Raw genomic sequence first — 24,118 nt, forward strand, 5'->3', positions numbered from 1 at the left:
GGAGCCACCGATGATTCTGCTCCGTCGCCTGCTGGGTGACGTGCTGCGTCGGCAGCGCCAACGCCAGGGCCGTACTCTGCGCGAAGTCTCCTCGTCCGCCCGAGTCTCACTCGGCTATCTCTCCGAGGTGGAGCGGGGGCAGAAGGAGGCTTCCTCCGAGCTGCTCTCCGCCATCTGCGACGCGCTGGACGTACGGATGTCCGAGCTCATGCGGGAAGTGAGCGACGAGCTCGCTCTCGCCGAACTGGCCCAGTCTGCTGCAGCGACCCCCAGCGAGCCCGTACCCACGCCGGTTCGTCCGATGCTGGGTTCCGTTTCGGTGACCGGTGTGCCACCGGAACGGGTGACCATCAAGGCGCCCGCCGAGGCGGTGGACGTCGTCGCCGCGTGAGCGTGGTGTTCCGCGCACGCGCGGTGTGAAGGTGTGGGATGCCCCGGTAGGGGCCCTTCCGGGAGATCCGGAGGGGTGCCGCCGGGGTTTTCGCATGCCCGGGCCTTCTCCCGTGCGTTTGCCGGTGCGGCGCGCGGCGGTCATCGTTGAGGGACGAGGCGGGGGCCGGCTACGGAGGTGCGGATGTACGTCGTGAAGAGCCCGTTGTCCGACGCGAACCTGAAGACCGTGTCCGAGGCGCTGCAGGGCGCCCTGGTCGACCTGGTGGATCTCGCCCTGGTGGGCAAGCAGATCCACTGGAACGTGGTCGGGCCACGCTTCCGTTCCGTGCACCTCCAGCTCGACGAGGTCGTGACCCTGGCGCGTACCCACTCCGACACCGTGGCGGAGCGCGCCGCGGCACTGGGGGTCTCGCCCGACGGGCGCGCCGCGACGGTGGCCGTCGGCAGCGGCATCGGGGTGACGCCCGAGGGCTGGGTCGACGACACGGCCGCGGTGGGCGCGCTCGTGGAGGCGCTGGGCGCGGTGATCGCCCGTATGCGGGAGCGGGTCACGGCGACCGCCGAGCCGGACCCGGTGAGCCAGGACATCCTGATCACGATCACCGCGGACCTGGAGAAGCAGCACTGGATGTTCCAGGCCGAGAACGGGTGACGTGACCTTGGGGGGCCGTGGGGCCCTCGTGAAGCGGCCCGGGGGGCCGGATGCGCCCGTGTGCCCTCGGTGCGCCCTGTGCGCGGGGGCGAGCGGTCTCATGGCGTCGGCGCGGGGGTGGGGGCCGTGACGACGGGACGGGTGGTGCGCCGGGGGGCCGTTCTGGGATTGGGGGCGCTGTGGTGGTGGGCGGTGGCGCGGCTGCTGCTGGCGCCCGACGCCGGGGTGATGGAAGGGGCGGTCGCGGCCGGCGGGTGGGGGCTCAGTCTGCTGCCGGTGCACTGCATGCCCAAGGCGCGGGCGGAGGGAGCGCTCGCGGCGGGACGGTGGCGGAGGGCGTGGCGGATGAGCACCGTGCGTCGGTTCACCGACGGGGAGTGAACGGAGCCGGGCCCGGCTGGCAGGTGGGGCACCAGTACGTGGGGCGCTCGCGGGAGCCGTCGCCCTGGTCGGCGAGGCGGACCGGGGTGCGGCAGCGCAGACAGGGACGGCGGGCGCGGCCGTACACGAACAGGTCCTGACCGCGACGGCCCGTGGTGTTGCGGACCGGGCGCTCGCGGTTGGATTCCAGCAGTTTCCGGGCGAGCACCGGCAGCTTCGCGGAACGGTCGGCGGGCAGCTCGCCCACGGGGAGCCAGGGGGTGACGCCGAGGAGGAAGCACAGCTCGCTCTTGAAGATGTTGCCGATTCCGGCGAGGTTCCGCTGGTCCAGCAGGGCCTCGCCGAGGGGGCGGGCCGGGTCCTTCAGGAGGTTGGCCAGTGCGAGGCGGGGGTCCCAGTCCGGGCCGAGGAGGTCGGGGCCGAGGTGGCCGACCGCGCGGTCCTCGTCGGTGGTGCGCATCAGTTCCAGGACGGGGAGCCGGTAGCCGACGGCCGTGCGGTCGGCGTTGCCGAGGATCGCGCGGATCTGGTGGGCGGGGCCGCCGTTCCAGCGCTGCCCGTGCGGGTACACCCGCCAGGAGCCGTCCATCCTCAGGTGCGAGTGCAGCGTCAGGCCGCCCTCGACGCGGGTCAGCAGGTGCTTGCCGCGCGGGGTGACGTCCAGCACGGTGCGGCCGGTGAGGTCGGCCGTGGCGAACCTCGGCACCCGGAGGTCGCTGCGGATCAGCACCTGGCCGGCCAGGGCATCGTGCAGCCGCCGCGCGGCCTGCCAGACCGTGTCTCCTTCGGGCATGCGTCAAGGGTGGCACGCCGGGCGGCCGGGGCGCTCGGGCGGGCGTGTGCCGGTGGTGGGTCGGGGGCGCAGGCGTAGTCCTCGGGGAACGGCGACGAAGCTGGCGGTCTCCAGGGGGGCGTCGGTGCGGAGGTGCCGTTGATGCGCTCCACTGTGATCGTGCCGAGCGCCCCGCGGGCGGCCGGGGCGCTCGGGCGGGCGTGTGCCGGTGGTGGGTCGGGGGCGCAGGCGTAGTCCTCGGGGAACGGCGACGAAGCTCGCGGTTCCAGGAGGGTGGCAAGGGGGCGTCAGGGGCAGGGGCGTCATTGTGGGTCCCGCCGGCGCATGTGGGGTGTTCGGGGGTAGAGGTCGGGGTGGTGGGTCAGGCGCGTAGGCGTAGTCCTCTGGGAGTGGCGACGAAGCCCGCGGTTTCCAGGAGGGTGCCCAGGGGGGACGTCAGTGCGGAGGTGCCGTTGACGCGCTCCACCGTGACCGTGCCCAGGGAGCCCGCGCGGGCGGCCGCGGCGAGGGCCTCGGCGGCGGCCGGGAGGCGCGGGTCGTCGGCGGGTTCGCCGCCGGAGTCGGCGGGCCAGGCCAGCAGCGTCTTGCCGCCGCGCTCCATGTAGAGCGTCAGCTCGCCGTCCACCAGCACCACCAGGGAGCCCGCCTTGCGGCCGGGTTTGTGCCCGGCACCGGTCGGCGGCTCGGGCCAGCCCAGAGCGGCACCGTAGGCGTTCGCCGGGTCGGCGGCGGCCAGGACCACGGCGCGTGCGGCGCGGTCCGCACCGGTACGGCGGCCGGCGAAGGGGTCGTACGCGGGACGCCCGCCGTTCCGCCGGGGCGGAGGGGACTGCGGGGCCAGGTCGCGCGGGGAGACGTAGTCGCCCGGCGAGAGGCGGGGGTACGGCATGTCGTCCGGGCCGGGGAAACCGTCGTACGCGGAGGCGTCGCCGAACGGGTCGGGCATGTCGGGGCCGGGGGCGGCCGGGAAGCCGTCGCTCCGCTCGCGGGCGTTGGCCGCCGAGCGGAGGCGGTCCACGGCCCCGTCCATCGCGAACTGGGCGGCGCCCAGGCCCTCCACCACATAGCCGCGACGCGCCTGACCCGTTTCCTCGAAGGCGGACAGCACCCGGTACACCGCCGAGAAGCCGCCCTCGACGCCCTCCGCGGAGACGGCGCCCCGGGTCACCACACCGTGCCGGTCGAGCAGGGTGCGGGCCAGGGCGTGGGCGCGGACCGTGGCGTCGGTGTCCGTGTTCGTGTCCGTGTCCGGGAGCAGGGACCAGCGGCCGGCGACGGTCGGCGGGCCGGTGCGGGAGGCACCGCGGGCGGCCGCCGTGAGCGAGCCGTAGCGCCCGCGCGGGACGGAGCGCTTCGCGCGGTGGGCCGTGGCGCCCGCGGTGCGGCCCGAGCCCAGCAGGGAGCGCATGGGAGTGAGCGTGTCGTTGGTCAGCCGCCCGGACCAGGCGAGGTCCCAGAGGGCGTCGGCCAGTTGGGGATCGGTGGCCTCGGGGTGCGTGGTGGCGCGGACCTGGTCGGCGATCTGGCGGAAGAACAGGCCGTAGCCGCCGGAGAGGGAGTCCAGGACGGACTGGTGGAGCGCGGTGAGTTCCAGGGGGTGCGGGGGCGGCAGGAGCAGCGGGGCCGTGTCCGCGAGGTAGAGGGAGACCCAGCCGTCCTTCCCGGGCAGCGAACCGGCGCCCGCCCACACCACCTCCCCGGCGGCCGTCAGCTCGTCCAGCATCGCCGGGGCGTAGTCCGCCACCCGGGACGGCAGGACCAGCTTCTCCAGGGCGGACGCGGGCACGGACGCGCCCTGCAACTGCTCGACGGCGCGCACCAGGCCGTCGATGCCGCGCAGGGAGTGCCCCTTGCCGATGTGCTGCCACTGGGGGAGGAACTGGGCGAGCGCGGGCGGCGGCACCGGCTCCAGTTCGTGCCGCAGCGCGGCCAGGGAGCGGCGGCGCAGCCGGCGCAGTACGGCCGCGTCGCACCATTCCTGTCCGATCCCGGCCGGATGGAACTCGCCCTGGACGACCCTGCCCGCCGCCGAGAGCCGCTGCAGGGCGCCCTCGGTGACCGCCACACCCAGACCGAAACGGGCCGCCGCCGTCGCCGACGTGAACGGGCCGTGGGTGCGCGCGTACCGCGCGAGGAGGTCACCGAGGGGGTCCTTGACGGGCTCGGTGAACGCCTCCGGCACACCGACCGGCAGCGCCGTGCCCAGCGCGTCGCGCAGCCGGCCGGCGTCCTCGATCGCCGCCCAGTGGTCGGTGCCGGCCACCCGCACCCGGATGGCGCGCCGCGCGGAGGCGAGCTCCCGCGCCCACTGCGGCTCGGCGCCCCGCTCGGCGAGTTCGGCGTCGGTGAGCGGGCCCAGCAGCCGCAGCAGGTCGGCCACGCCCTCCGCGTCCTTGACCCGCCGGTCCTCGGTGAGCCACCGCAGCTCGCGCTCCAGCTCGGTCAGCACCTCCGCGTCGAGCAGTTCGCGCAGCTCCGCCTGGCCGAGCAGTTCGGCCAGCAGCCGCGAGTCCAGCGACAGGGCGGCGGCGCGGCGCTCGGCGAGCGGGGAGTCGCCCTCGTACAGGAACTGGGCGACGTATCCGAAGAGGAGGGAGCGGGCGAAGGGGGACGGTTCGGGTGTGGTGACCTCGACCAGGCGCACCTTGCGCGCCTCCAGATCGCCCATCAGCTCGACGAGTCCGGGCACGTCGAAGACGTCCTGGAGGCACTCGCGGACGGCTTCGAGGACGATCGGGAACGAGCCGAACTCGCCGGCCACCTGGAGCAGTTGTGAGGCGCGCTGACGCTGCTGCCACAGCGGGGTGCGCCGGCCGGGGTTGCGGCGCGGCAGCAGCAGCGCGCGGGCGGCGCACTCGCGGAACCGGGACGCGAACAGCGCCGAGCCGCCCACCTGGTCGGTGACGACCTGGTCGACTTCGCCCTTGTCGAAGACGACGTCGGCCGCGCCCACGGGGGCCTGATCCGCGTCGTACTCGGTGCCGGCCTTCACCGGCTCCTGGTCGAGCAGGTCGAGGCCCATCAGGTCGGCGTCCGGCAGGCGCAGCACGATGCCGTCGTCGGCGTGCATCACCTGGGCGTCCATGCCGTACCGCTCGGAGAGGCGGGCGCCGAGCGCGAGCGCCCACGGGGCGTGCACCTGGGCGCCGAACGGGGAGTGCACGACGACCCGCCAGTCGCCCAGTTCGTCGCGGAAGCGCTCCACCACGATGGTGCGGTCGTCGGGAACGTGGCCGCAGGCCTCGCGCTGCTCGTCGAGGTAGGACAGGACGTTGTCGGCGGCCCAGGCGTCCAGTCCCGCCGCCAGGAGCCGCAGCCGGGCGTCGTCCTTGGACAGCGAGCCCACTTCGCGCAGGAACGCGCCCACCGCGCGGCCGAGTTCCAGCGGGCGGCCCAGCTGGTCGCCCTTCCAGAACGGCAGCCGGCCCGGCACGCCCGGCGCGGGGGAGACCAGGACCCGGTCGCGCGTGATGTCCTCGATGCGCCAGGAACTGGTGCCGAGGGTGAAGACGTCGCCCACGCGGGACTCGTAGACCATCTCCTCGTCCAGCTCGCCGACCCGTCCGCCGCCCTTCTTCGGGTCGGCGCCCGCCAGGAACACCCCGAAGAGGCCGCGGTCGGGGATCGTGCCACCGGAGGTGACGGCCAGGCGCTGGGCGCCGGGACGGCCGGTGATCTCGCCCGTGACCCGGTCCCACACCACGCGCGGGCGCAGCTCCGCGAACGCGTCGGACGGGTAGCGGCCGGCGAGCATGTCCAGGACGCCCGTGAAGGCGGACTCGGGCAGGGAGGCGAAGGGCGCCGCGCGGCGGACCATGGCGAGCAGGTCGTCGAGCTGCCAGGTGTCCATGGCCGTCATGGCGACGAGCTGCTGGGCCAGCACGTCCAAGGGGTTCGTGGGGACGCGCAGGGACTCGATGGCGCCCGCGCGCATCCGCTCGGTGACCACGGCCGCCTGCACCAGGTCACCCCGGTACTTCGGGAACACCACGCCCGTGGAGACCGCGCCCACCTGGTGCCCCGCGCGGCCGACGCGCTGGAGCCCGGAGGCGACGGACGGCGGCGACTCGACCTGGACCACCAAATCGACGGCACCCATGTCGATGCCCAGTTCCAGGCTGGAGGTGGCGACCACCGCCGGCAGCCGGCCCGCCTTGAGGTCCTCCTCGACCAGGGCGCGCTGCTCCTTGGACACCGAACCGTGATGGGCGCGCGCGATGACCGCGGGCGCTCCCTGGGCGGCCCCGGAGCCGCCCATCAGCTCGGCGGGGGAGTGGTGCTCGTCCAAGGGCTCGCCGGTGGCCCGCTCGTAGGCGATCTCGTTGAGCCGGTTGCACAGCCGCTCCGCGAGGCGGCGGGAGTTCGCGAACACGATCGTCGAGCGGTGGGCCTGCACCAGATCGGTGATCCGCTCCTCGACGTGCGGCCAGATCGACGGGCGCTCGGCGCCCTCCGAGCCGTCGGCGACCGGGGAGCCGCCCAGCTCGCCCAGGTCCTCGACCGGCACCACCACGGACAGGTCGAACTCCTTGCCGGACTCCGGCTGGACGATCTCCACCTTGCGGCGCGGGGAGAGGAACCGGGCGACCTCGTCGACCGGGCGCACCGTCGCCGAGAGGCCGATACGGCGGGCCGGACGGGGCAGCAGCTCGTCCAGCCGCTCCAGGGTGAGCGCGAGATGCGCGCCGCGCTTGGTGCCGGCGACCGCGTGCACCTCGTCGAGGATCACCGTCTCCACGCCCGTCAGGGCGTCGCGCGTGGCGGACGTCAGCATCAGGAACAGCGACTCGGGCGTGGTGATCAGGATGTCCGGCGGGCGGGTGGCCAGGGCGCGCCGCTCGGCGGGCGGGGTGTCGCCGGAGCGGATGCCGACCTTCACCTCGGGCTCGGGCAGCCCCAGACGTACGGACTCCTGGCGGATGCCGGTCAGCGGGCTGCGGAGGTTGCGCTCGACGTCGACGGCCAGGGCCTTCAGCGGTGAGACGTACAGGACGCGGCAGCGCTTTTTGGGGTCGGCGGGCGGCGGCGTCGAGGCGAGCTGGTCCAGGGCGGCGAGGAAGGCGGCCAGGGTCTTCCCGGAACCGGTGGGAGCGACCACCAGCACGTCCGAGCCCTCCCCGATGGCCCGCCACGCGCCGGCCTGGGCGGCGGTGGGCACGGAGAACGCCCCCGTGAACCAGCCGCGGGTCGCGGGGGAGAAGCCGTCCAGGGCTCGGTGCGGATCACTGACCATGCGTCCATCGTGCACCCGGCCACTGACAATCGGGCCGAGCCGGGGGACGGGCGGGGGCGGCCGGGGGCCGCGTGACAATGGCCGTATGGCGGAATCCCGGAAGGAGCGGGCGCGGCACTGGCAGTACGACGAACTGCCCGGTGTCGATCTGCTGCGCGCCCGGTACATACGGAAGACGTTCGTCCGGCACACCCACGAGAACTTCGTGATCGCCGCCATCGCCGACGGGGCGGAGGTCTTCCACCACGGCGGCGGCGACGTGTACGCGGGCGCCGGCTCCCTGGCCCTGGTGAACCCGGACACCCCGCACACCGGCCGGGCGGGTGTTCCCGAGGGCTGGCGGTACGGGGCGGTGTACCCGTCGCCCGAGGTGGTGGCCGCGATCGCCGCCGAGACCACCACGCTGCGCGGCACACCGGGATTCGTGACGCCGGTGCTCGACGATCCGTACACCGTCCGCCTGGTGCACCAGGTGCTGCGGGCCACCGACGAGGGCAACGCGCTCGCCGCCGACACCCTGCTCCGGGTCGCGGTGACCCGGCTGCTGCGGCTGAACGGCGGGACGCTGCCGCGACGCGAGGTCCGCACGGCGGGCGCCGGGATCGCGGCACGCGCGCGTGCCGTGCTGGAGGAGCGGATGGCGGATCCGCCGACGCTGGAGCGGCTGGCCGCCGAGCTGGGCACCGGCCCGTTCGCGCTGCTGCGCGCCTTCCGGGACACCTACGGGATGCCGCCGCACACCTGGCTCACCGACGCGCGCGTGCGGCGGGCACGGCGGCTGCTGGACGCGGGGACGGCTCCGTCGGAGGCGGCCGTCGCGGTCGGGTTCACCGACCAGCCGCACCTGAACCGGCACTTCGGCCGGATCGTCGGCGTGCCCCCGGGCGCCTACCAGCGCGAGCGCAAGAACGTACAAGACGCGCGGGGCGGCACGCCCGTACCGTCCGGGGCGTGGCAGTGGAACGGACAGAAGCACTCGCAGACATACGGGACGACGGAGGAGGAAAGCCGGACGGTGCCGTCGTACGGGACGCCCTCGGTGTCGGGGTCGCCGTCGGACTCTCCGGGTTCGCCTTCGGCGTGACCTCGGCGGGCAGCGGGCTCACCCTGCTCCAGACCTGTGCGCTCAGCCTGCTGGTGTTCACCGGCGCCTCCCAGTTCGCGCTGGTGGGGGCGCTGGCGGCGGGTGGAGGGGCGTTCACGGCCGCCGCGGGGGCGTTCTTCCTGGGGGTGCGCAACGCGTTCTACGGGCTGCGGCTGTCGCAGCTGCTGGCGCTGCCCCGCGCGGTGCGGCCGTTCGCCGCGCAGTGGGTGATCGACGAGACGACGGCCGTCTCGCTCGCCCAGCCCGACCGGCGCGGCGCGCGTCTCGGGTTCGTGGTGACGGGGCTCAGCCTGTACGTCCTGTGGAACCTCACCACGCTGCTCGGCGCGCTGGGCGCCGAGGCGATCGGCGACACCGCCGCGTGGGGGCTGGACGCGGCCGGGCCCGCGGTCTTCCTGGCGCTGCTCGCGCCGATGCTGCGCACCGGGACCGAGCGGACCGTCGCCGGGCTCGCCGTTCTCCTGGGGCTGGGGCTGCTGCCCGTGCTGCCGGCCGGTGTGCCGGTCCTGGTGGCCGCGCTCGCGGCACCGGCCGTCCTGTGGGCACAGGGCAGAAAGAGCGCCGCGCGCGGTGACGTGACGGAGGGGGACCGTTGAACATCTGGATCGCGATCGGTGTGACCGCCGTCGGCTGCTACGCCGTCAAGCTCGCGGGGCTGCTGGTGCCCGCCGGGGTCCTGGAACGGCCCCTCGTCAGGCGGCTCGCCGCGCTCCTTCCGGTCGCCCTGCTCGCCGCGCTGACCGCCCAGCAGACCTTCTCCGACGGCCAGGCCCTGGTCGTCGACGCACGGGCGGCGGGGGTGGCGGCCGCCGCCGTGGCCCTCGTCCTGCGCGCCCCGTTCCTGCTCGTCGTCGGAGCAGCGGTCGTCGTGACGGCGGGGGTGCGTGCCCTGGGCGGCTGAGGTGACGGGCACGGTGCCCGGCGGTGCCGCGCGGCGGTCCGTCGCACCGGGCCGGTGGCCGGCAGCTCGCCGGGCGGGTCGTCCACGACCGGCACGAAGGGCGCCGCCGGGTAACCGCGCTGACCGGGACGGGCCCCCGGAAGCGGGCCGTCCGCCGTGGAGACGGACGTCGGACAGCGTCACACGTCCTCCGCGCGGCGGCCGCCGCAACGCCCCACGGCGTCCAGCGCCGCCTCCACCGGACCGGCGCCGCCGTCCCGGAAGGGGGGCGAAGAGGTGCTGTTCGAGCACTCGCGCGGTGAGCCGGACGAACCGCTCCGCCCGCGCGAGCGGGCCCTGCGGCGGGGATGTCGGGGGCGGTGGGGCGGCTCCGGTGCCGGCCGTGGGGGGCCGACCGCGGGCGGAAAGCGGTGCCGGCAGGCGGCTCGGCTCAGGGCCGTCCCCGCAGGCGGCCCGGCTCGGGGCCGCTCCCGCAGGCGGGATACTGGGTGCATGCGGTTGACGGTTTTCTGGGAGCGGATGACGGAGCACTTCGGTGCGGGCTATGCCGACACCTTCGCGCGTGACCATGTCATGTCCGAGCTCGGCGGGCGCACCGTGCACGAGGCGCTGGCGGCCGGCTGGAGCGCCAAGGACGTCTGGCAGGTGGTCTGCGCGGTCATGAGCGTCCCCGCGGAAAAGCGCTGATCGTCACAGAGACCGCCGAGGGCGCACGGCTGCCGCCGGCGTGGGCGAGACTTGGTCCGTGGCACCCACTGACGAAACCGGGCAGGCGGCCCGGCATCCCACCACGCCCGGCGCGCCGCCGCCCGCCGGGCCCCCGACGGCCCCCATATCCGGGCCGGGCGCCCGCATGCCGCGCTGGCTGCCGCGTGCCATGGTGCTCGCCCTCGCGCTGTACGCCGTGTTCCAGCTGGGCAGCTGGGCCTTCCACCAGCTCATCGGCCTGCTGATCAACGTCCTCATCGCGTTCTTCCTGGCGCTCGCCGTCGAGCCCGCGGTGAGCTGGATGGCCGCGCGCGGGGTGCGCCGGGGCCTGGGCACCTTCTTCGTCTTCCTGGGCGTACTGATCGCGGCGGCGGGCTTCGTCACGCTGCTCGGGTCCATGCTGGCGGGACAGATCGTCAAGATCGTCGAGGACTTCCCGGACTACCTCGACTCCGTGATCAACTGGATCAACACGCACTTCCACACCGAGCTGCGGCGCGTGGACATCCAGGAGGGCCTGCTGCGCTCCGACTGGCTGCGCAACTACGTCCAGAACAGCGCCACCGGTGTCCTGGACGTCTCCGCGCAGGTCCTCGGCGGCCTCTTCCAGCTGCTGACCATCGGTCTGTTCTCGTTCTACTTCGCCGCCGACGGCCCTCGGCTGCGGCGCACGGTCTGCTCCCTGCTGCCGCCCGCCCGACAGGCCGAGGTGCTGCGCGCGTGGGAGATCGCCGTGAACAAGACGGGCGGCTACCTCTACTCGCGCGGACTGATGGCACTGGCCTCCGGCCTGGCGCACTACGTCCTGCTGGAGTTCCTCGAGGTGCCCTACGCGCCCGTCCTCGCCGTGTGGGTGGGTCTGGTGTCGCAGTTCATCCCCACCATCGGCACCTATCTCGCGGGCGCCCTGCCCATGCTGATCGCCTTCACGGTCGACCCCTGGTACGCGCTGTGGGTGCTGATCTTCGTGGTGATCTACCAGCAGTTCGAGAACTACGTGCTGCAGCCCAAGCTGACCTCCAAGACCGTCGACATCCACCCGGCGGTCGCCTTCGGCTCGGTCGTCGCGGGCACCGCCCTGCTCGGTGCCGTGGGCGCGCTGATCGCCATCCCCGCCGTCGCCACCCTCCAGGCGTTCCTGGGCGCGTACGTGCGGCGGTACGACGTCACGGACGACCCCCGTGTGCTCGGGCACCGCGGCCCCGGCGGCGGGTCGGGCGTCCTCATGCGCGTCCGTCATCGGTGGGTCCGCCGGCCAGGTGCGGGGCGGCCACGCGGCGGAGACACCGGGGCCTCCTGAGGGCGGCCGCACCACGCGGCACACGGGTCTGTGGTGCCGTGTGGTGCGCTTGACACGAAAATCGAACATCCATTCTCATGGAAGTGCCGATGAGGCTCAACGGCAGGTGTTGTGTCCTAGTTTGAGCAGGAATGCACCCGCGTTATCCACAGGCCGGAGGTGCGTCGGGGCGCGTTGTCAGTGGCAGGCGTTAGCGTCTTTGACGTGAAGCGATCGAATCAAGCAAATCGGGTGGAACCCATGGCAGGAACCGACCGCGAGAAGGCGCTCGACGCCGCGCTCGCACAGATTGAACGGCAATTCGGCAAGGGCGCGGTCATGCGCATGGGCGACCGGACGAACGAGCCCATCGAGATCATCCCGACCGGATCGACCGCGCTCGACGTGGCCCTCGGCGTCGGCGGCCTGCCGCGCGGCCGTGTGGTGGAGATCTACGGACCGGAGTCCTCCGGCAAGACGACCCTGACCCTGCACGCGGTGGCGAACGCGCAGAAGGCCGGCGGCCAGGTCGCCTTCGTGGACGCGGAGCACGCCCTCGACCCCGAGTACGCCAAGAAGCTCGGCGTCGACATCGACAACCTGATCCTGTCCCAGCCGGACAACGGCGAGCAGGCCCTGGAGATCGTGGACATGCTGGTCCGCTCCGGCGCCCTCGACCTCATCGTCATCGACTCCGTCGCCGCGCTCGTCCCGCGCGCGGAGATCGAGGGCGAGATGGGCGACAGCCACGTGGGTCTGCAGGCCCGGCTGATGAGCCAGGCCCTGCGGAAGATCACCAGCGCCCTCAACCAGTCCAAGACCACCGCGATCTTCATCAACCAGCTCCGCGAGAAGATCGGCGTGATGTTCGGCTCCCCGGAGACCACGACCGGTGGCCGCGCGCTGAAGTTCTACGCCTCGGTGCGTATCGACATCCGTCGCATCGAGACCCTCAAGGACGGCACCGAGGCGGTCGGCAACCGCACCCGCTGCAAGGTCGTCAAGAACAAGGTGGCGCCGCCCTTCAAGCAGGCCGAGTTCGACATCCTCTATGGCCAGGGCATCAGCCGCGAGGGCGGCCTGATCGACATGGGCGTGGAGCACGGCTTCGTCCGCAAGGCCGGTGCCTGGTACACGTACGAGGGCGACCAGCTCGGCCAGGGCAAGGAGAACGCCCGCAACTTCCTGAAGGACAACCCCGACCTCGCCAACGAGATCGAGAAGAAGATCCTGACGAAGCTGGGCGTCGGCGTACGGCCCGAGGAGCCCGCCGCCGAGCCGGGCGCGGACGCCACGAGCACCGCCGCGGCCGAGCCGGCCGCGGTACCGGCCCCGGCGGCCAAGGCCTCCAAGTCCAAGGCCGCGGCGGCCAAGAGCTGACCCGTGATGCGACGAACCGACTGGGCCGAGTACGAGTTCGCCGCCTCCGGTGCCCCACGGGGGAGGGGCACCGAGGGCGGCGACGGCTCAGCCGTGGACGGTGACGCGGCGTACGACGACATCGCCGGCGGGGGCGGTCCCCGCGACGGGGGTGGCCCCCGCGGGGATGGCCCCCGCGGGGATGGCCCCCGCGACGGGGGTGGCGCACGGTCGGGCGGCTCGCGTGACGGCGGGCCGCGCGGTGGACGCGGGCGCAGACGTCGGACCTTCGGCGAGGCGGTCGCGGAGGACGGGGGCGCCTCTTCCTCGTCGAGGGCCGAGCGGGAGGAACCTCCGGCGGACCCGGTCGAGCGGGCGCGGGCGATCTGCCTGCGCCTGCTCACCGGGACCCCGCGCACCCGGAAGCAGCTCGCCGACGCCCTGCGCAAGCGGGAGATCCCGGACGAGGTTGCCGAGGAGGTGCTGTCCCGGTTCGAGGAGGTCGGACTGATCAACGACAGCGCCTTCGCGGACGCCTGGGTGGAGTCCCGGCACCACGGCCGGGGACTCGCCCGGCGCGCCCTCGCCCGGGAGCTGCGCACCAAGGGCGTCGATCCCACGCTGATCGACGCGGCCGTCTCCCAGCTCGACTCCGAGCAGGAGGAGGAGACCGCCCGGGAGCTGGTCGCCCGCAAGCTGCGCGCCACCCGCGGACTCGACCGCGACAAGCGGCTCCGCCGCCTCGCGGGCATGCTCGCCCGCAAGGGCTACCCCGAGGGCCTCGCCCTGCGCGTCGTCCGGCAGGCGCTGGAGGAGGAGGGCGAGGACACGGAGTTCCTCGGCGACGAGGGGTTCTGAGACGACGGGGGCGGCCCCGCCCTACACGGGCGCAGGCTCGACCGGCAGGCCCGCCTCCCGCCAGGCCTGGAAGCCGCCCACCAGATCGGTGGCCCGGTGCAGGCCCAGGCGGTGGAGGGACTCCGCTGCCAGGCTGGAGGCGTATCCCTCGTTGCAGATCACCACGATCCGCAGGTCGTGGCTCGTGGCCTCCGGGAGGCGGTGGCTGCCCCGCGGGTCCAGGCGCCACTCCAGTTCGTTGCGTTCGACGACGAGGGCTCCGGGAACGAGTCCGTCCCGGTCCCGCAGGGCGGCGTAGCGGATGTCCACCAGCAGTGCCTCACCGGTCCGTGCGGCCTCGTACGCGGCCCAGGGGCGGATGCGTACGTAACCGGAACGCACCCGCTCCAGCAACTCGTCGATGCCAACGCTCAATGCCAGTCCTCCGGTCGTTCGACCTGCTCCAGGCGGAGCATACGGCCGCTGCGACTGTAGCGGCGGATCCGCGGCAACGGCGGGTAGTAGGCGTGCACGGAGATCGCGTGCCGGTCCGGGGACTCGTTGAGGACCTCGTGGACGTGGTGCCGTCCGAAGGCACGCCCCTGTCCGGTCCCCAGCCGTCGTTCCCGGTCCACGCCGTCCGTGAGTTCCAGGGTCTTCCAGCCGTCGGTGGGCAGCCGCGCGGCGAGCGAGTTCTCCCTCAGCTCACCCGACGCGGTCATGAAGGCACCGACGGAGTCGGCGTGGTCGTGCCAGCCGGTACCGGTGCCAGGAGGCCAGCCGATCAGCCAGGCCTCGCTGCCACCGGGCCCGTCGAGCCGCACCCAGGTGCGCCCCTCGGGATCGAGCGGAAGGGCGGCGATCAGTTCGGCGTCGGCGACGGTACGCCGTACGAAGTCGAGGAGGTCCGCCTGCGTGGGAACGGAGACGGGAGCCGGAACAGGGGAGGAGACAGACATGTGCACCGTCCTGGAGGAGGTTCGCGGAGGCGCGCGGCCACGCGGACGAGACGGCGGGCGGCGCGCTGGGAATGGGAAAGGGAGGGACGCGAATCAGCAGGACGGGCGACACACGCAGCCCGCATAGCGGACGAGGTCCATATGGACCCTCCGCCACAGGTGCACGCAGGTGTCGGTCACGAGCGGAGTACACCACGGGGCCGCGCGCCGATTCAACTCGTCGTCACCCCGCGGACCACGGGGTGACGACGACTCGGCCGACCGGGACTCTCAGCGCGACCCGGCCCCCGCATCCGCCTTGGCCTCCGCCTCCGTGCTGGCGGGCCCGCCGACCGCCGCTTCCGCCGCCGCGTACAGATCCGCCGGGCGGACCCCGCTCAGCGCCGTCACCAGGTGACCGTCGGGGCGTACCAGGAGCACGGTGTGGGCCGCCGCACCCGGATAGCTCTCGGCGACCAGCAGTTCGGCCCGGTGCGGCAGTGCCGAGACGGCCGCCGCCAGCCGGGGCATGATCCCGGCGGACACCCAGTGCCGGCGCTCCCACACCCCCGTACCGGGCGCGATCAGCACCACCAGCAGCGCCCCCCGGCCGAACCGGTCCCGCAGCCGGACGAAGGTGCCGTCCTCCGCCGTGACCCGTACGTCCGTCACCGCAGACCCGGGAGCCGTTCCGATGGGCACCTCGCCCTCGAGGCGGCCGGGAGCGAGTGGCGAGCCGGCGTACGTCCCCGGCGCGCCCAGCGCGCCCCGCCCCAGATGACCGTCCATCAGCAGCGTGTCGTGTCCCCGCGCGGACCCGGGAACGTAGGAGCGCAGTCCACCGCCGCCGCGCACCAGCGGCAGTGCCTGGTCGGCGGCGCGCAGCCGGGCGGCGACGATCGCCCGGCGCTCGGTCTGGTAGCTGTCGAGCAGCGCCTCGTGCGGACCGTGGTGCCAGGCCAGCGCCAGTTTCCAGGCGAGGTTGTCGGCGTCGCGGAGCCCTTCCTCCAGTCCGTGCGTGCCCAGCGCGCCGAGCAGATGGGCCGAGTCCCCGGCGAGGAACACCCGGTCGGCCCGCCAGCGCCGGGCCAGCCGGTGGTGGACGGTGTGCACCCCGGTGTCCAGCAGTTCGTACGGCGGGGTCGGACCGTCGGTCCAGCCGGCCAGGGTCTCCCGGACCCGGCCCAGCAGCAGTTCGGGCGTGACCAGGTCCTTGCCCGGCGGCAGCAGCCAGTCCAGGCGCCACACCCCGTCCGGCAGCGGGCGCGCGGTGATCTCCCCGGCCGAGGGTCCTGACGTGCGCCACGGCGGCGTGCGGTGCAGCAGCGCCTCGTCGTACCAGGGAAGTTCGGTGCGCAGGGCGGCCACGGCGTGACGTTCCACCGCGGTGCGGCCGGGGAAGCGGATGTCCTGGAGCTTGCGCACGGTCGAGCGCGGGCCGTCGCAGCCGACCAGGTAACTGCCGCGCCACCAGGTGCCGGTGTCGCCGCGGGTATGGGCGGTGACGCCCGAGGGCTCCTGCTCTATCGTGTCCAGCCTGCTGTTCACGGCGATCCTGACGAGCCGCTCGCCGGCGAGGGCCGCGCGCAGCGCACCGGTCAGGACGTGCTGGGCGATGTGCAGGGGCGCGGGCTCGACGTCGCCGAAGGCGACCTCGGCCGTCACCTGCTTGCGCCGCATCGACCGCCATCCGGCCCAACGGACACCGGCGTGCGCGAGCGGCACGCCGGTCAGCTGCTCCATGAGCGCGGCGGTCTCCTCGCGCAGTACGACGGTGCGCGCCGGGCGGGGTTCGTCCTTGCCCGGCCCTTCGTCGAGGACCACGCTCGGCACTTCCTGGCGTGCCAGCGCCAGCGCGAGCGTGAGCCCGACGGGCCCCGCTCCGACGATGATCACCGGGTCCACGGCGCGGCGCCCCCTGCTCGAAGTGACGCCCGAAGGGACGCGGAGGAACAGGAAGATGGAGCAGGGTGCACGATCACAGAACGTATGCAACCTATTGCCGGTGCTTGCGTCAAGTGACCGAAGGGCAGTGGCGATCATGAAGTGGGGAGGGGCCGGTCACACCACTTGACTGTTCATCACACGAGTCCGGGGTGTACGGCTCCTCCGCACCGCCGACGGCGTCCGGCAACTCGACATGACTGTGGCCCGCCGGATTCCGGCGGGCCACAGTCATGCCGTACGTCAGACGTGCGTCACTTCTCCGCACCGGTCCCGAACGTGCCACCGACCTCGGCCGCGTTGAGGTCGTCGACATCCTCCACACCGAGCACCGCGCCCGTGCTGCGCTTGCTGCGGCGCAGCCGCCCCTCGAGCCAGGAGGCGAACGAGGTGAGGATGAAGTTCAGGATGATGTAGATGACCGCCACCACGATGAAGCTGGGGATGACGTTGGCGTAGTTGGCCGCCAGTGTGCCGCGCGAGTTCAGCAGCTCGGTGAAGCCCAGCATCACGCCGCCCAGCGCGGTGTCCTTCACGATGACGACCAGCTGGCTGACGATCGCCGGAAGCATCGCCGTGACCGCCTGCGGCAGCAGGATGTTGGTCATCACCTGGCTCTTACGCAGGCCGATGGCCTGGGCCGCCTCGGACTGTCCCTTGGGGAGGGAGAGGATGCCGGCCCGGACCACCTCGGCGAGGACCGAGGCGTTGTAGAGCACCAGACCGGTGACGACCGCGTAGAGGGGCCGGTCCTCGCTGGAGACGTCCGTGGAACGGGCGAAGAACTCGTTGGCGAACAGCATCAGCAGCAGCACCGGGATGGCGCGGAAGAACTCCACCACCACGGCGGCCGGGATCCGCACCCATCGGTGGTCCGACATCCGGGCGATGCCGAGGACCGCGCCCAGCGGAAGCGCGATGACCATGGCCAGCGCCGCGGCCTTCAGCGTGTCGGCGAGGCCGGGCAGCAGGTAGGTCGTCCACGCCTCGGACTGCGTGAACGGCTTCCACAAGGACCACTCAAGCTGGCCCTTGTCGTCCATCGTCTTATAGACCCACCACAGCAGGAGGACCAGGAGGGCCACGAAGACGACCGAGAGGATGACGTTGCGCCGCTTGGCCCGGGGGCCGGGGGCGTCGTACAGAACGGAGGTCACCGCTTCACCGCCAGTCGCTTGCTCAGCCAGTTGAGGATCAGGCCGGTGGGCAGGGTCAACACCACGAACCCGAAGGCGAAGACCGCGCCGATGAGCAGCGTCTGTGCCTCGTTCTCGATCATTTCCTTCATCAACAGGGCGGCCTCCGCCACACCGATGGTGGCCGCCACCGTCGTGTTCTTGGTCAGCGCGATCAGTACGTTCGCGAGCGGCCCGATGACCGAGCGGAACGCCTGCGGCAGCACGATCAGGCTGAGGACCTGGGTGAAGTTCAGCCCGATGGCGCGGGCCGCCTCGGCCTGCCCGACCGGCACGGTGTTGATGCCGGAGCGCAGCGCCTCGCAGACGAAGGCCGCGGTGTAGGCGATCAGACCGAGCACCGCGAGGCGGAAGCCCTGGAGCGCGAAGTCGTCCGGCGCTCCCATGGTCATGCCGAAGATGTCGGCGAGACCGAGCGAGGTGAAGACGATGATGACGGTCAGCGGGATGTTCCGGACGATGTTCACGTAGGCGGTCCCGAACCACCGCATCAGCGGAACGGGGCTGACCCGCATCGCCGCCAGCAGGGTGCCCCAGATCAGGGAGCCGACGCCCGAGAACACGGTGAGTTTCACCGTCATCCAGAACGCGCCCAACAGGGTTGGGTCGTCATAGTCAGAAATAAAGTCGAACACGATCTCCCGCGCTTCCGGGTGTGTGGCCTACGGGGCGGACGCGGCGCGCCGCCGTCCTGATCGCGACGGACGGCGGCACGCCTTCTGGACCCGCGTTGCGGTCCTGGGCTTACTTGACGATGTTGCCGATCTGCGGAGCCGGCTCGTTCTTGTACTCGGCCGGGCCGAAGTTCTCCTCGACCGCCTTGTCCCAGGACTTGTCGCTGACCATCTTCTCCAGGGCGTCGTTGATCTTGTTGACGGTCTCGGTGTCGCCCTTCTTGACGCCGATGCCGTAGTTCTCGTTGCTGAGCTTCAGACCGACAAGCTCGAACTTGCCCTTGTACTGGTCCTGCGCGGCGAAGCCGGCGAGGATCGAGTCGTCGGTGGTCAGCGCGTCGACGGCACCACTCTGCAGGCCGGCGATGCACTCCGAGTAGGTGCCGTACTCACGCAGCTGCGCATCCGGCGCGAAGTCCTTCTTGACGTTCTGAGCCGAGGTCGAGCCGGTCACCGAGCACAGCTTCTTGTCGTTGAGGTCGGTGGCCTCGGAGATGTCCGCGCCCTTCTTCACCAGCAGGTCCTGGTGGGCCAGCAGGTACGGGCCGGCGAAGTCGACCTTCTCCTTGCGCTCGTCGGTGATCGAGTAGGTCGCCGCGATGAACTTCACGTCCCCGCGCGAGAGGGCGTTCTCGCGGTCGGCGCTCTTGGTCTCGACCCACTCGATCTGGTCGGGCTCGTAACCGAGCTCCTTGGCGACGTAGGTCGCCACGTCCACGTCGAAACCGGTGTAACCGTCAGGCGTCTTCAGGCCGAGACCGGGCTGGTCGTACTTGATGCCGATCTTGATCTTGTCGCCGCCGCCCCCGGAGGAACCGTTGTCACTGCTGTCGTCGCCGCCACAGGCGGTGGCGGTCAGGGCGAGGGCGAACACGGCGGCCGAGGCGGCGGTGACCTTGCGGAGCTTCATGGTGCACATCCTTTGACTCTGGTGAAGTGATGCGGCCCGGGCGGTGTCCGGTGACGCAGGTCGGCAGGGCGCGAAGTGCGCCTCAGTGGTGAAGGATCTTCGACAGGAAGTCCTTGGCGCGGTCACTGCGCGGATTGCTGAAGAACTGGTCCGGCGAAGCCTGTTCGACGATGCGACCGTCCGCCATGAACACCACGCGATTTGCCGCCGAACGGGCGAATCCCATCTCGTGCGTGACGACGATCATGGTCATGCCCTCGCGGGCGAGCTGCTGCATGACCTCCAGCACCTCGTTGATCATCTCCGGGTCGAGAGCCGACGTCGGCTCGTCGAAGAGCATGACCTTGGGCTCCATCGCCAGGGCCCGCGCGATGGCGACACGCTGCTGCTGGCCACCGGAGAGCTGCGCGGGGTACTTCTCGGCCTGCGCGCCCACGCCGACCCGGTCGAGCAGGGCACGGGCCCGCTCCTCGGCCGCCTTCTTGTCCTTCTTTCGGACTTTGATCTGGCCCAGCATCACGTTCTCGAGCACGGTCTTGTGCGCGAAGAGGTTGAAGGACTGGAAGACCATGCCCACGTCGGCCCGCAGCCGGGCGAGCTCCTTGCCCTCGTGGGGCAGGGGCTTGCCGTCGATGCTGATCGACCCGGAGTCGATCGTCTCCAGACGGTTGATGGTGCGGCACAGGGTGGACTTCCCGGACCCGGAGGGTCCGATGACCACGACGACTTCGCCACGGGCGATCGTCAGGTCGATGTCCTGGAGTACGTGCAACGCGCCGAAGTGCTTGTTGACGCTCTTCAGGACGACCAGATCGCCGGTCGCGGCCACATCTTCCTTGGCCACCGATACTTCGGTCATCGCTCTCAGGCTCCGTCCTCCTCGGTTTCGGAGGACAGTAGTAACCCGTCGGACCTGCGTCATTACATCTGAGGGGAATCTGAGCATCACGATCCGATAGCAATCGGACACCTGTCGTAGCACTTGTGAGCAGGGGTGATTTCGGCCGGGTAACGGTACGGAAGAGCAACCGGAACCCTCTTGACGCCGTCCTCGTTCATCGGCGTCACTGCAAGGTGCACGCGCGCGTGCACGCGTTTTCATACACATGGAGAGCGTACGGCCGATGAACCGAAGGGGGCCCTGGTGAGACTGCTTCTCGTCGAGGACGACAACCACGTCGCCGCCGCCCTGTCGGCGGTCCTGGCGCGGCACGGGTTCGACGTCACCCACGCGCGCAGCGGCGAGGAGGCGCTCCAGGCGCTCGTCCCCGAGGGCGACGGCTTCGGTGTCGTCCTGCTCGACCTGGGGCTGCCCGATCAGGACGGCTACGAGGTCTGCGGCAAGATCCGCAAGCGCACCAGCACGCCGGTGATCATGGTCACCGCGCGGTCCGACGTGCGTTCGCGCATCCACGGCCTCAACCTCGGCGCCGACGACTACGTGGTCAAGCCGTACGACACGGGGGAGCTGCTCGCGCGGATCCACGCCGTCAGCCGGCGCACCGTCCACGAGGAGGCCACGGGCGGTACGGAGACCGAGCTGCGGCTCGGCCCGGTCCGCATCGAGCTGTCGACCCGCCAGGTCACCGTCAACGGTTCGGTCGTCCAGCTGACCCGCAAGGAGTTCGATCTGCTCGCCCTGCTCGCCCAGCGGCCGGGGGTCGTCTTCCGCCGGGAACAGATCATCAGCGAGGTGTGGCGCACCAGCTGGGAGGGGACCGGGCGCACCCTGGAGGTGCACGTCGCCTCCCTGCGCGCCAAGCTCCGCATGCCCGCCCTCATCGAGACCGTGCGCGGCGTCGGCTACCGGCTCGTCGCGCCCACGGCGTAGCGGGGCCGGGTGCACACACGTCTGCTTCCGCTGCTCATCGTCCTGATGGCGGCCGTCCTGCTCGCCCTCGGTGTCCCGCTGGCCGTCAGCCTGGCCGGCGCGGAGCAGCAGCGGGTCGTCGTCGACCGGATCGACGACACCGCGCGCTTCGCGGCGCTCGCCCAGTTCGTCACCGAGCCCACCGACCCGGTCGACGCGGACATCAACGAGCGCCGCGAGACCCTCAGCAGCGAGCTCCGCAGCTACCACTCGGTCTACGGCATCCGCGCGGGCGTCTTCTACCGCAGCGACTCGCCCATGGCACACGCCCCGGACGACTGGTACCTGCCCCGTACGGGCGAGGTGCGCGACGCCTTCGAGGAGGCGCTGCTCAGCCGCCGCAGCCACGACCCCGAGCAGGTGTGGCCCTGGCAGCGGCGCAGCCTGGTGGTGGCCTCACCGGTCATCCGGGACGGCGACGTCGTCGCGGTCGTGGTCACCGACTCGCCCACCGGACAGATGCGCTCCCGCATCCTCCGGGGCTGGCTGGTCATCGCCGCGGGGGAGGCGGCCGCGATGCTGCTCGCGGTCGGCGCGGCGCTGCGGCTGACCGGCTGGGTGCTCAAGCCCGTACGGATCCTGGACGCCACCACCCACGACATCGCCACCGGACGGCTGAAGTCCCGGGTCGCGGCGGCCGGCGGGCCGCCGGAACTGAGACGGCTCGCCCGGTCGTTCAACGAGATGGCCGACAACGTCGAGAGCGTGCTGGAGCAGCAGCGCGCCTTCGTCGCCGACGCCTCGCACCAGCTCCGCAACCCGCTCTCGGCGCTGCTGCTGCGCATCGAGCTGCTCGCCCTGGAGCTGCCCGAGGGCAACGAGGAGATCGCCTCGGTGCAGGCCGAGGGCAAGCGCCTGGCGCAGGTCCTGGACGACCTGCTCGACCTGGCGCTCGCCGAGCACAGCGAGGCCGTCCTCCAGGTCACCGACATCGGTGCCCTGACCGCCGAGCGCGTCGCGGCCTGGTCGCCGACCGCCGAGGCCAAGGGCGTCCGTCTGACCGGCACCTGCCCGCCGACCACCGCGTGGGCCGACCCGGTGGCGCTGTCCAGCGCCCTGGACGCGGTCATCGACAACGCGGTGAAGTTCACGCCCGGGGGCGAGACCGTCGAGGTCACCGTCGCCTCCAACGGCGACATGTCCACCGTCGTCGTCACCGACAACGGCCCGGGACTGACCGAGGAGGAGCTGACCCGCGTCGGCGACCGCTTCTGGCGCAGCGGGCGGCACCAGAACATCAAGGGCTCGGGCCTGGGCCTGTCCATCACGCGGGCGCTGCTCGCGGCGGGCGGCGGCTCGATCGCGTACGAGCGTCACGAGCCGCACGGACTGAGGGTGACCGTGATGGTGCCGAGGAACGCCCCGACGGGTGAGGCGGCGGCTCAGGGCTTGACGGACCGGTAGTACCGGCGGGCGCCCTCGTGCAGCCGGAGCGGGTCGGTGTAGATCGCGGTGCGTACGTCGACCAGCTGGGCGGAGTGGACGTGCGCCCCGATGTTGTCCCGGCTCTTGAGCACGATGCGGGTCAGCCACTCGGTGAGCCGGGGATCCGCGTCCGCCCGGGTGATCAGGAGGTTGGACACCGCCATCGTCGCGACGGGCGCGCTGGGCCGGCTGCCCGGGTAGGCCGACTCCGGCATGTTGGTGACGCGGTAGTAGCGCGTGGCGCCGCCCTGTTCGTGCAGCTTGGAGACGAGTTCGGCGTCGATCGGCACGAACCGGAGCGCGGACTGCTCGGCGAGTGTCTTCAGGCCGTCCGTGGGCAGTCCGCCGGACCAGAAGAAGGCGTCCAGGCCGTGTCCGAGCCGCTCCGGGCCGTTGTCGATGCCGTCGGAGGAGGGCTCGATGTCCGTCTCCGGGTCGATGCCGGCCGCCCGGAGCACCCGGTTGGCGATGAGCCGGACGCCCGACTTGGGCGGCCCTATGGCGACGCGCTTGCCCCGCAGGTCGTCGACGGTCTCGATGCCCGAGTCGGGCGCGACGGCGAGCTGCACGTAGTCGTCGTACAGGCGTGCCACCCCGCGCAGCCGGTCGGCGCCCGGCCGGTCGCTGAGCCGGTACGTCTCCACCGCGTCGGCCGCGGCGATCGCGAAGTCGGCCTCCCCGGTCGCCACGCGGCGCACGTTCTCCTGCGACCCGTCACTCGTCTTCAGGCGTACGTCGAGGTCGGGCATGTGCTTGCCGAGTGAGCTGCGCAGGAGTACGCCGTACTTCTGGTAGACCCCCGCGCGGGTGCCCGTGCTCAGTGTGACCGTCCCGCCCGGTGGTTCCTCGTCCCAGGGCGCCAGCCACCACAGCAGCAGTCCGAGTACGACGAGACCGGCGGCGGTGCCCCGCAGGGCCCGTCGCCTGCCGATCCGGGACAGCGTGTGGGACATGCGCGCGATCCTGCCAGTCGGGGTGGCCGCTGACCAGGGCGGAGCTCACAGCGGGCCGGGGAGTGTCCGTGGTGGCCGCTACAGTCGCGGGCATGAGTTCTTCGCCCGCCGATCTGGTCCGTGACTTCCACCGTGCCTTCGGGCTGGACGCCCGCGACATACCGTCCGAGGTTTCGCCGGAGCTCGGTGCGCATCGTGGTGAGCTGCTGGCCGAGGAGGCGCGGGAGGTGGCGGAGGTGTCGGTGGCGGGGCCGCTCGATCGGTTGGCGCACGAGCTGGCTGATGTGGTGTACGTCGCGTACGGGACGGCGCTGGTTCATGGGATCGACCTCGACGCGGTGATCGCCGAGGTCCATCGTTCCAACATGAGCAAGCTGGGGCCCGAGGGGGAGGTCAGTCGTCGTGCCGACGGCAAGGTGCTGAAGGGGGAGCATTACGAGGCGCCGGATGTGGCGGGGGTGCTGCGGCGGCAGGGGTGGGTGCCGGGCGGGGCGGCCTGAGCGGCGCCCCGGGGTACGTCGTCCGGCGTTGGTGCTGGGCGGGGGTGGGTCGCGCTGCCCGGCGCTT

General features: G+C 72.2%; 24 protein-coding genes and 1 pseudogene. 13 read left to right on the top strand and 12 right to left on the bottom strand.

The window, feature by feature from the left end; all coding sequences use genetic code 11:
- Positions 1–10 precede the first annotated feature (10 nt).
- The 3 genes from AMK33_RS00060 to AMK33_RS00070 all read left to right on the top strand — a co-directional run bounded on the left by AMK33_RS00060 (position 11) and on the right by AMK33_RS00070 (position 1,426).
- Positions 11–391 (top strand): helix-turn-helix domain-containing protein, encoded by a 381-nt coding sequence (locus tag AMK33_RS00060; protein ID WP_003993396.1) that lies wholly within the window; start codon positions 11–13, stop codon positions 389–391.
- A 183-nt stretch (positions 392–574) separates the two neighbouring features.
- Positions 575–1,045 carry a Dps family protein gene (locus AMK33_RS00065; RefSeq protein ID WP_073930582.1) on the top strand — a complete coding sequence of 157 codons (471 nt, stop codon included), beginning with the start codon at positions 575–577 and terminating at the stop codon, positions 1,043–1,045.
- Between the two features lie 126 nt (positions 1,046–1,171).
- The gene (locus AMK33_RS00070; RefSeq protein WP_073931445.1) at positions 1,172–1,426 is read left to right on the top strand and encodes a hypothetical protein; all 255 of its coding nucleotides are present in this window, start codon (positions 1,172–1,174) and stop codon (positions 1,424–1,426) included.
- On the opposite strand, the gene AMK33_RS00075 is transcribed toward AMK33_RS00070, so the two are convergent.
- Complete coding sequence (locus AMK33_RS00075) at positions 1,410–2,219, bottom strand: Fpg/Nei family DNA glycosylase (protein ID WP_073930583.1); 810 nt, start codon at positions 2,217–2,219, stop codon at positions 1,410–1,412. The genes AMK33_RS00070 and AMK33_RS00075 overlap by 17 nt on opposite strands.
- A gap of 361 nt (positions 2,220–2,580) precedes the next feature.
- A complete protein-coding gene (locus tag AMK33_RS00080; RefSeq protein WP_073930584.1) occupies positions 2,581–7,452 on the bottom strand; it encodes an ATP-dependent helicase in 4,872 nt (1,623 codons plus the stop codon).
- An 85-nt stretch (positions 7,453–7,537) separates the two neighbouring features.
- Here AMK33_RS00080 and AMK33_RS00085 point away from each other — a divergent pair, with 85 nt between their 5' ends.
- From AMK33_RS00085 to AMK33_RS00095, 3 genes are read left to right on the top strand one after another with little or no spacing between them, the layout of a single operon-like run.
- Positions 7,538–8,536, top strand: a complete 999-nt coding sequence (locus tag AMK33_RS00085; protein ID WP_073930585.1) for an AraC family transcriptional regulator — start codon at positions 7,538–7,540, stop codon at positions 8,534–8,536.
- Positions 8,437–9,153 (top strand): AzlC family ABC transporter permease, encoded by a 717-nt coding sequence (locus AMK33_RS00090; protein WP_235617967.1) that lies wholly within the window; start codon positions 8,437–8,439, stop codon positions 9,151–9,153. The genes AMK33_RS00085 and AMK33_RS00090 overlap by 100 nt, the downstream gene beginning before the upstream one ends.
- Positions 9,150–9,458 carry an AzlD domain-containing protein gene (locus AMK33_RS00095; protein WP_073930587.1) on the top strand — a complete coding sequence of 103 codons (309 nt, stop codon included), beginning with the start codon at positions 9,150–9,152 and terminating at the stop codon, positions 9,456–9,458. The genes AMK33_RS00090 and AMK33_RS00095 overlap by 4 nt, the downstream gene beginning before the upstream one ends.
- Positions 9,459–9,502: 44 nt before the next feature.
- Here the strand turns inward: AMK33_RS00095 and AMK33_RS43470 are convergent.
- A pseudogene (locus tag AMK33_RS43470) lies at positions 9,503–9,878 on the bottom strand (hypothetical protein); the annotation flags it as partial.
- A gap of 72 nt (positions 9,879–9,950) precedes the next feature.
- On the opposite strand from AMK33_RS43470, the gene AMK33_RS00100 reads away from it, so the two are divergent.
- The 4 genes from AMK33_RS00100 (at position 9,951) to recX (ending at position 13,662) form a co-directional block, all read left to right on the top strand.
- Positions 9,951–10,145: a DUF3046 domain-containing protein gene (locus tag AMK33_RS00100; protein ID WP_073930588.1), complete on the top strand. Its 195-nt coding sequence runs from the start codon at positions 9,951–9,953 to the stop codon at positions 10,143–10,145.
- Between the two features lie 58 nt (positions 10,146–10,203).
- The gene (locus tag AMK33_RS00105; protein WP_235617932.1) at positions 10,204–11,466 is read left to right on the top strand and encodes an AI-2E family transporter; all 1,263 of its coding nucleotides are present in this window, start codon (positions 10,204–10,206) and stop codon (positions 11,464–11,466) included.
- Positions 11,467–11,706: 240 nt separating this feature from the next.
- Positions 11,707–12,825, top strand: coding sequence for a recombinase RecA (recA, locus tag AMK33_RS00110; protein WP_073930589.1), 1,119 nt, complete (start codon positions 11,707–11,709; stop codon positions 12,823–12,825).
- 3 nt (positions 12,826–12,828) lie between these two features.
- Positions 12,829–13,662 carry a recombination regulator RecX gene (recX, locus tag AMK33_RS00115; protein ID WP_073930590.1) on the top strand — a complete coding sequence of 278 codons (834 nt, stop codon included), beginning with the start codon at positions 12,829–12,831 and terminating at the stop codon, positions 13,660–13,662.
- Between the two features lie 21 nt (positions 13,663–13,683).
- Here recX and AMK33_RS00120 read toward each other — a convergent pair whose 3' ends face one another.
- The 8 genes from AMK33_RS00120 to AMK33_RS00150 all read right to left on the bottom strand — a co-directional run bounded on the left by AMK33_RS00120 (position 13,684) and on the right by AMK33_RS00150 (position 20,162).
- Entirely contained in the window at positions 13,684–14,076 is a 393-nt protein-coding gene (locus AMK33_RS00120) for a rhodanese-like domain-containing protein (protein ID WP_327377933.1), read from the bottom strand.
- Positions 14,073–14,600 carry a cysteine dioxygenase gene (locus AMK33_RS00125; RefSeq protein ID WP_073930594.1) on the bottom strand — a complete coding sequence of 176 codons (528 nt, stop codon included), beginning with the start codon at positions 14,598–14,600 and terminating at the stop codon, positions 14,073–14,075. Before AMK33_RS00125 ends, AMK33_RS00120 begins: the two co-directional genes overlap by 4 nt.
- 93 nt (positions 14,601–14,693) lie before the next feature.
- Positions 14,694–14,780 (bottom strand): putative leader peptide, encoded by an 87-nt coding sequence (locus tag AMK33_RS45115; RefSeq protein WP_351151402.1) that lies wholly within the window; start codon positions 14,778–14,780, stop codon positions 14,694–14,696.
- 90 nt (positions 14,781–14,870) lie between these two features.
- Complete coding sequence (locus tag AMK33_RS00130; protein WP_073930595.1) at positions 14,871–16,484, bottom strand: FAD-dependent monooxygenase; 1,614 nt, start codon at positions 16,482–16,484, stop codon at positions 14,871–14,873.
- Between the two features lie 293 nt (positions 16,485–16,777).
- On the bottom strand, positions 16,778–17,680 hold the full coding sequence (locus tag AMK33_RS00135) for an amino acid ABC transporter permease (protein WP_073930596.1): 903 nt from the start codon (positions 17,678–17,680) through the stop codon (positions 16,778–16,780).
- The gene (locus AMK33_RS00140) at positions 17,677–18,354 is read right to left on the bottom strand and encodes an amino acid ABC transporter permease (protein ID WP_073930597.1); all 678 of its coding nucleotides are present in this window, start codon (positions 18,352–18,354) and stop codon (positions 17,677–17,679) included. The genes AMK33_RS00135 and AMK33_RS00140 overlap by 4 nt, the downstream gene beginning before the upstream one ends.
- 109 nt (positions 18,355–18,463) lie before the next feature.
- Entirely contained in the window at positions 18,464–19,303 is an 840-nt protein-coding gene (locus AMK33_RS00145) for a glutamate ABC transporter substrate-binding protein (RefSeq protein WP_073930598.1), read from the bottom strand.
- An 82-nt stretch (positions 19,304–19,385) separates the two neighbouring features.
- The gene (locus tag AMK33_RS00150) at positions 19,386–20,162 is read right to left on the bottom strand and encodes an amino acid ABC transporter ATP-binding protein (protein ID WP_030870707.1); all 777 of its coding nucleotides are present in this window, start codon (positions 20,160–20,162) and stop codon (positions 19,386–19,388) included.
- 285 nt (positions 20,163–20,447) lie between these two features.
- On the opposite strand from AMK33_RS00150, the gene AMK33_RS00155 reads away from it, so the two are divergent.
- Complete coding sequence (locus AMK33_RS00155; protein ID WP_073930599.1) at positions 20,448–21,134, top strand: response regulator transcription factor; 687 nt, start codon at positions 20,448–20,450, stop codon at positions 21,132–21,134.
- A gap of 9 nt (positions 21,135–21,143) precedes the next feature.
- A complete protein-coding gene (locus AMK33_RS00160) occupies positions 21,144–22,577 on the top strand; it encodes a HAMP domain-containing sensor histidine kinase (protein ID WP_073930600.1) in 1,434 nt (477 codons plus the stop codon).
- On the opposite strand, the gene AMK33_RS00165 is transcribed toward AMK33_RS00160, so the two are convergent.
- On the bottom strand, positions 22,556–23,551 hold the full coding sequence (locus AMK33_RS00165; RefSeq protein ID WP_073930601.1) for a TAXI family TRAP transporter solute-binding subunit: 996 nt from the start codon (positions 23,549–23,551) through the stop codon (positions 22,556–22,558). The genes AMK33_RS00160 and AMK33_RS00165 overlap by 22 nt on opposite strands.
- Before the next feature lie 92 nt (positions 23,552–23,643).
- Here AMK33_RS00165 and AMK33_RS00170 point away from each other — a divergent pair, with 92 nt between their 5' ends.
- A complete protein-coding gene (locus AMK33_RS00170) occupies positions 23,644–24,051 on the top strand; it encodes a MazG nucleotide pyrophosphohydrolase domain-containing protein (protein WP_073931447.1) in 408 nt (135 codons plus the stop codon).
- The last annotated feature ends 67 nt before the right edge of the window (positions 24,052–24,118 follow it).

Source organism: Streptomyces sp. CB02400 (assembly GCF_001905725.1).
Classification (GTDB): domain Bacteria; phylum Actinomycetota; class Actinomycetes; order Streptomycetales; family Streptomycetaceae; genus Streptomyces; species Streptomyces atrovirens.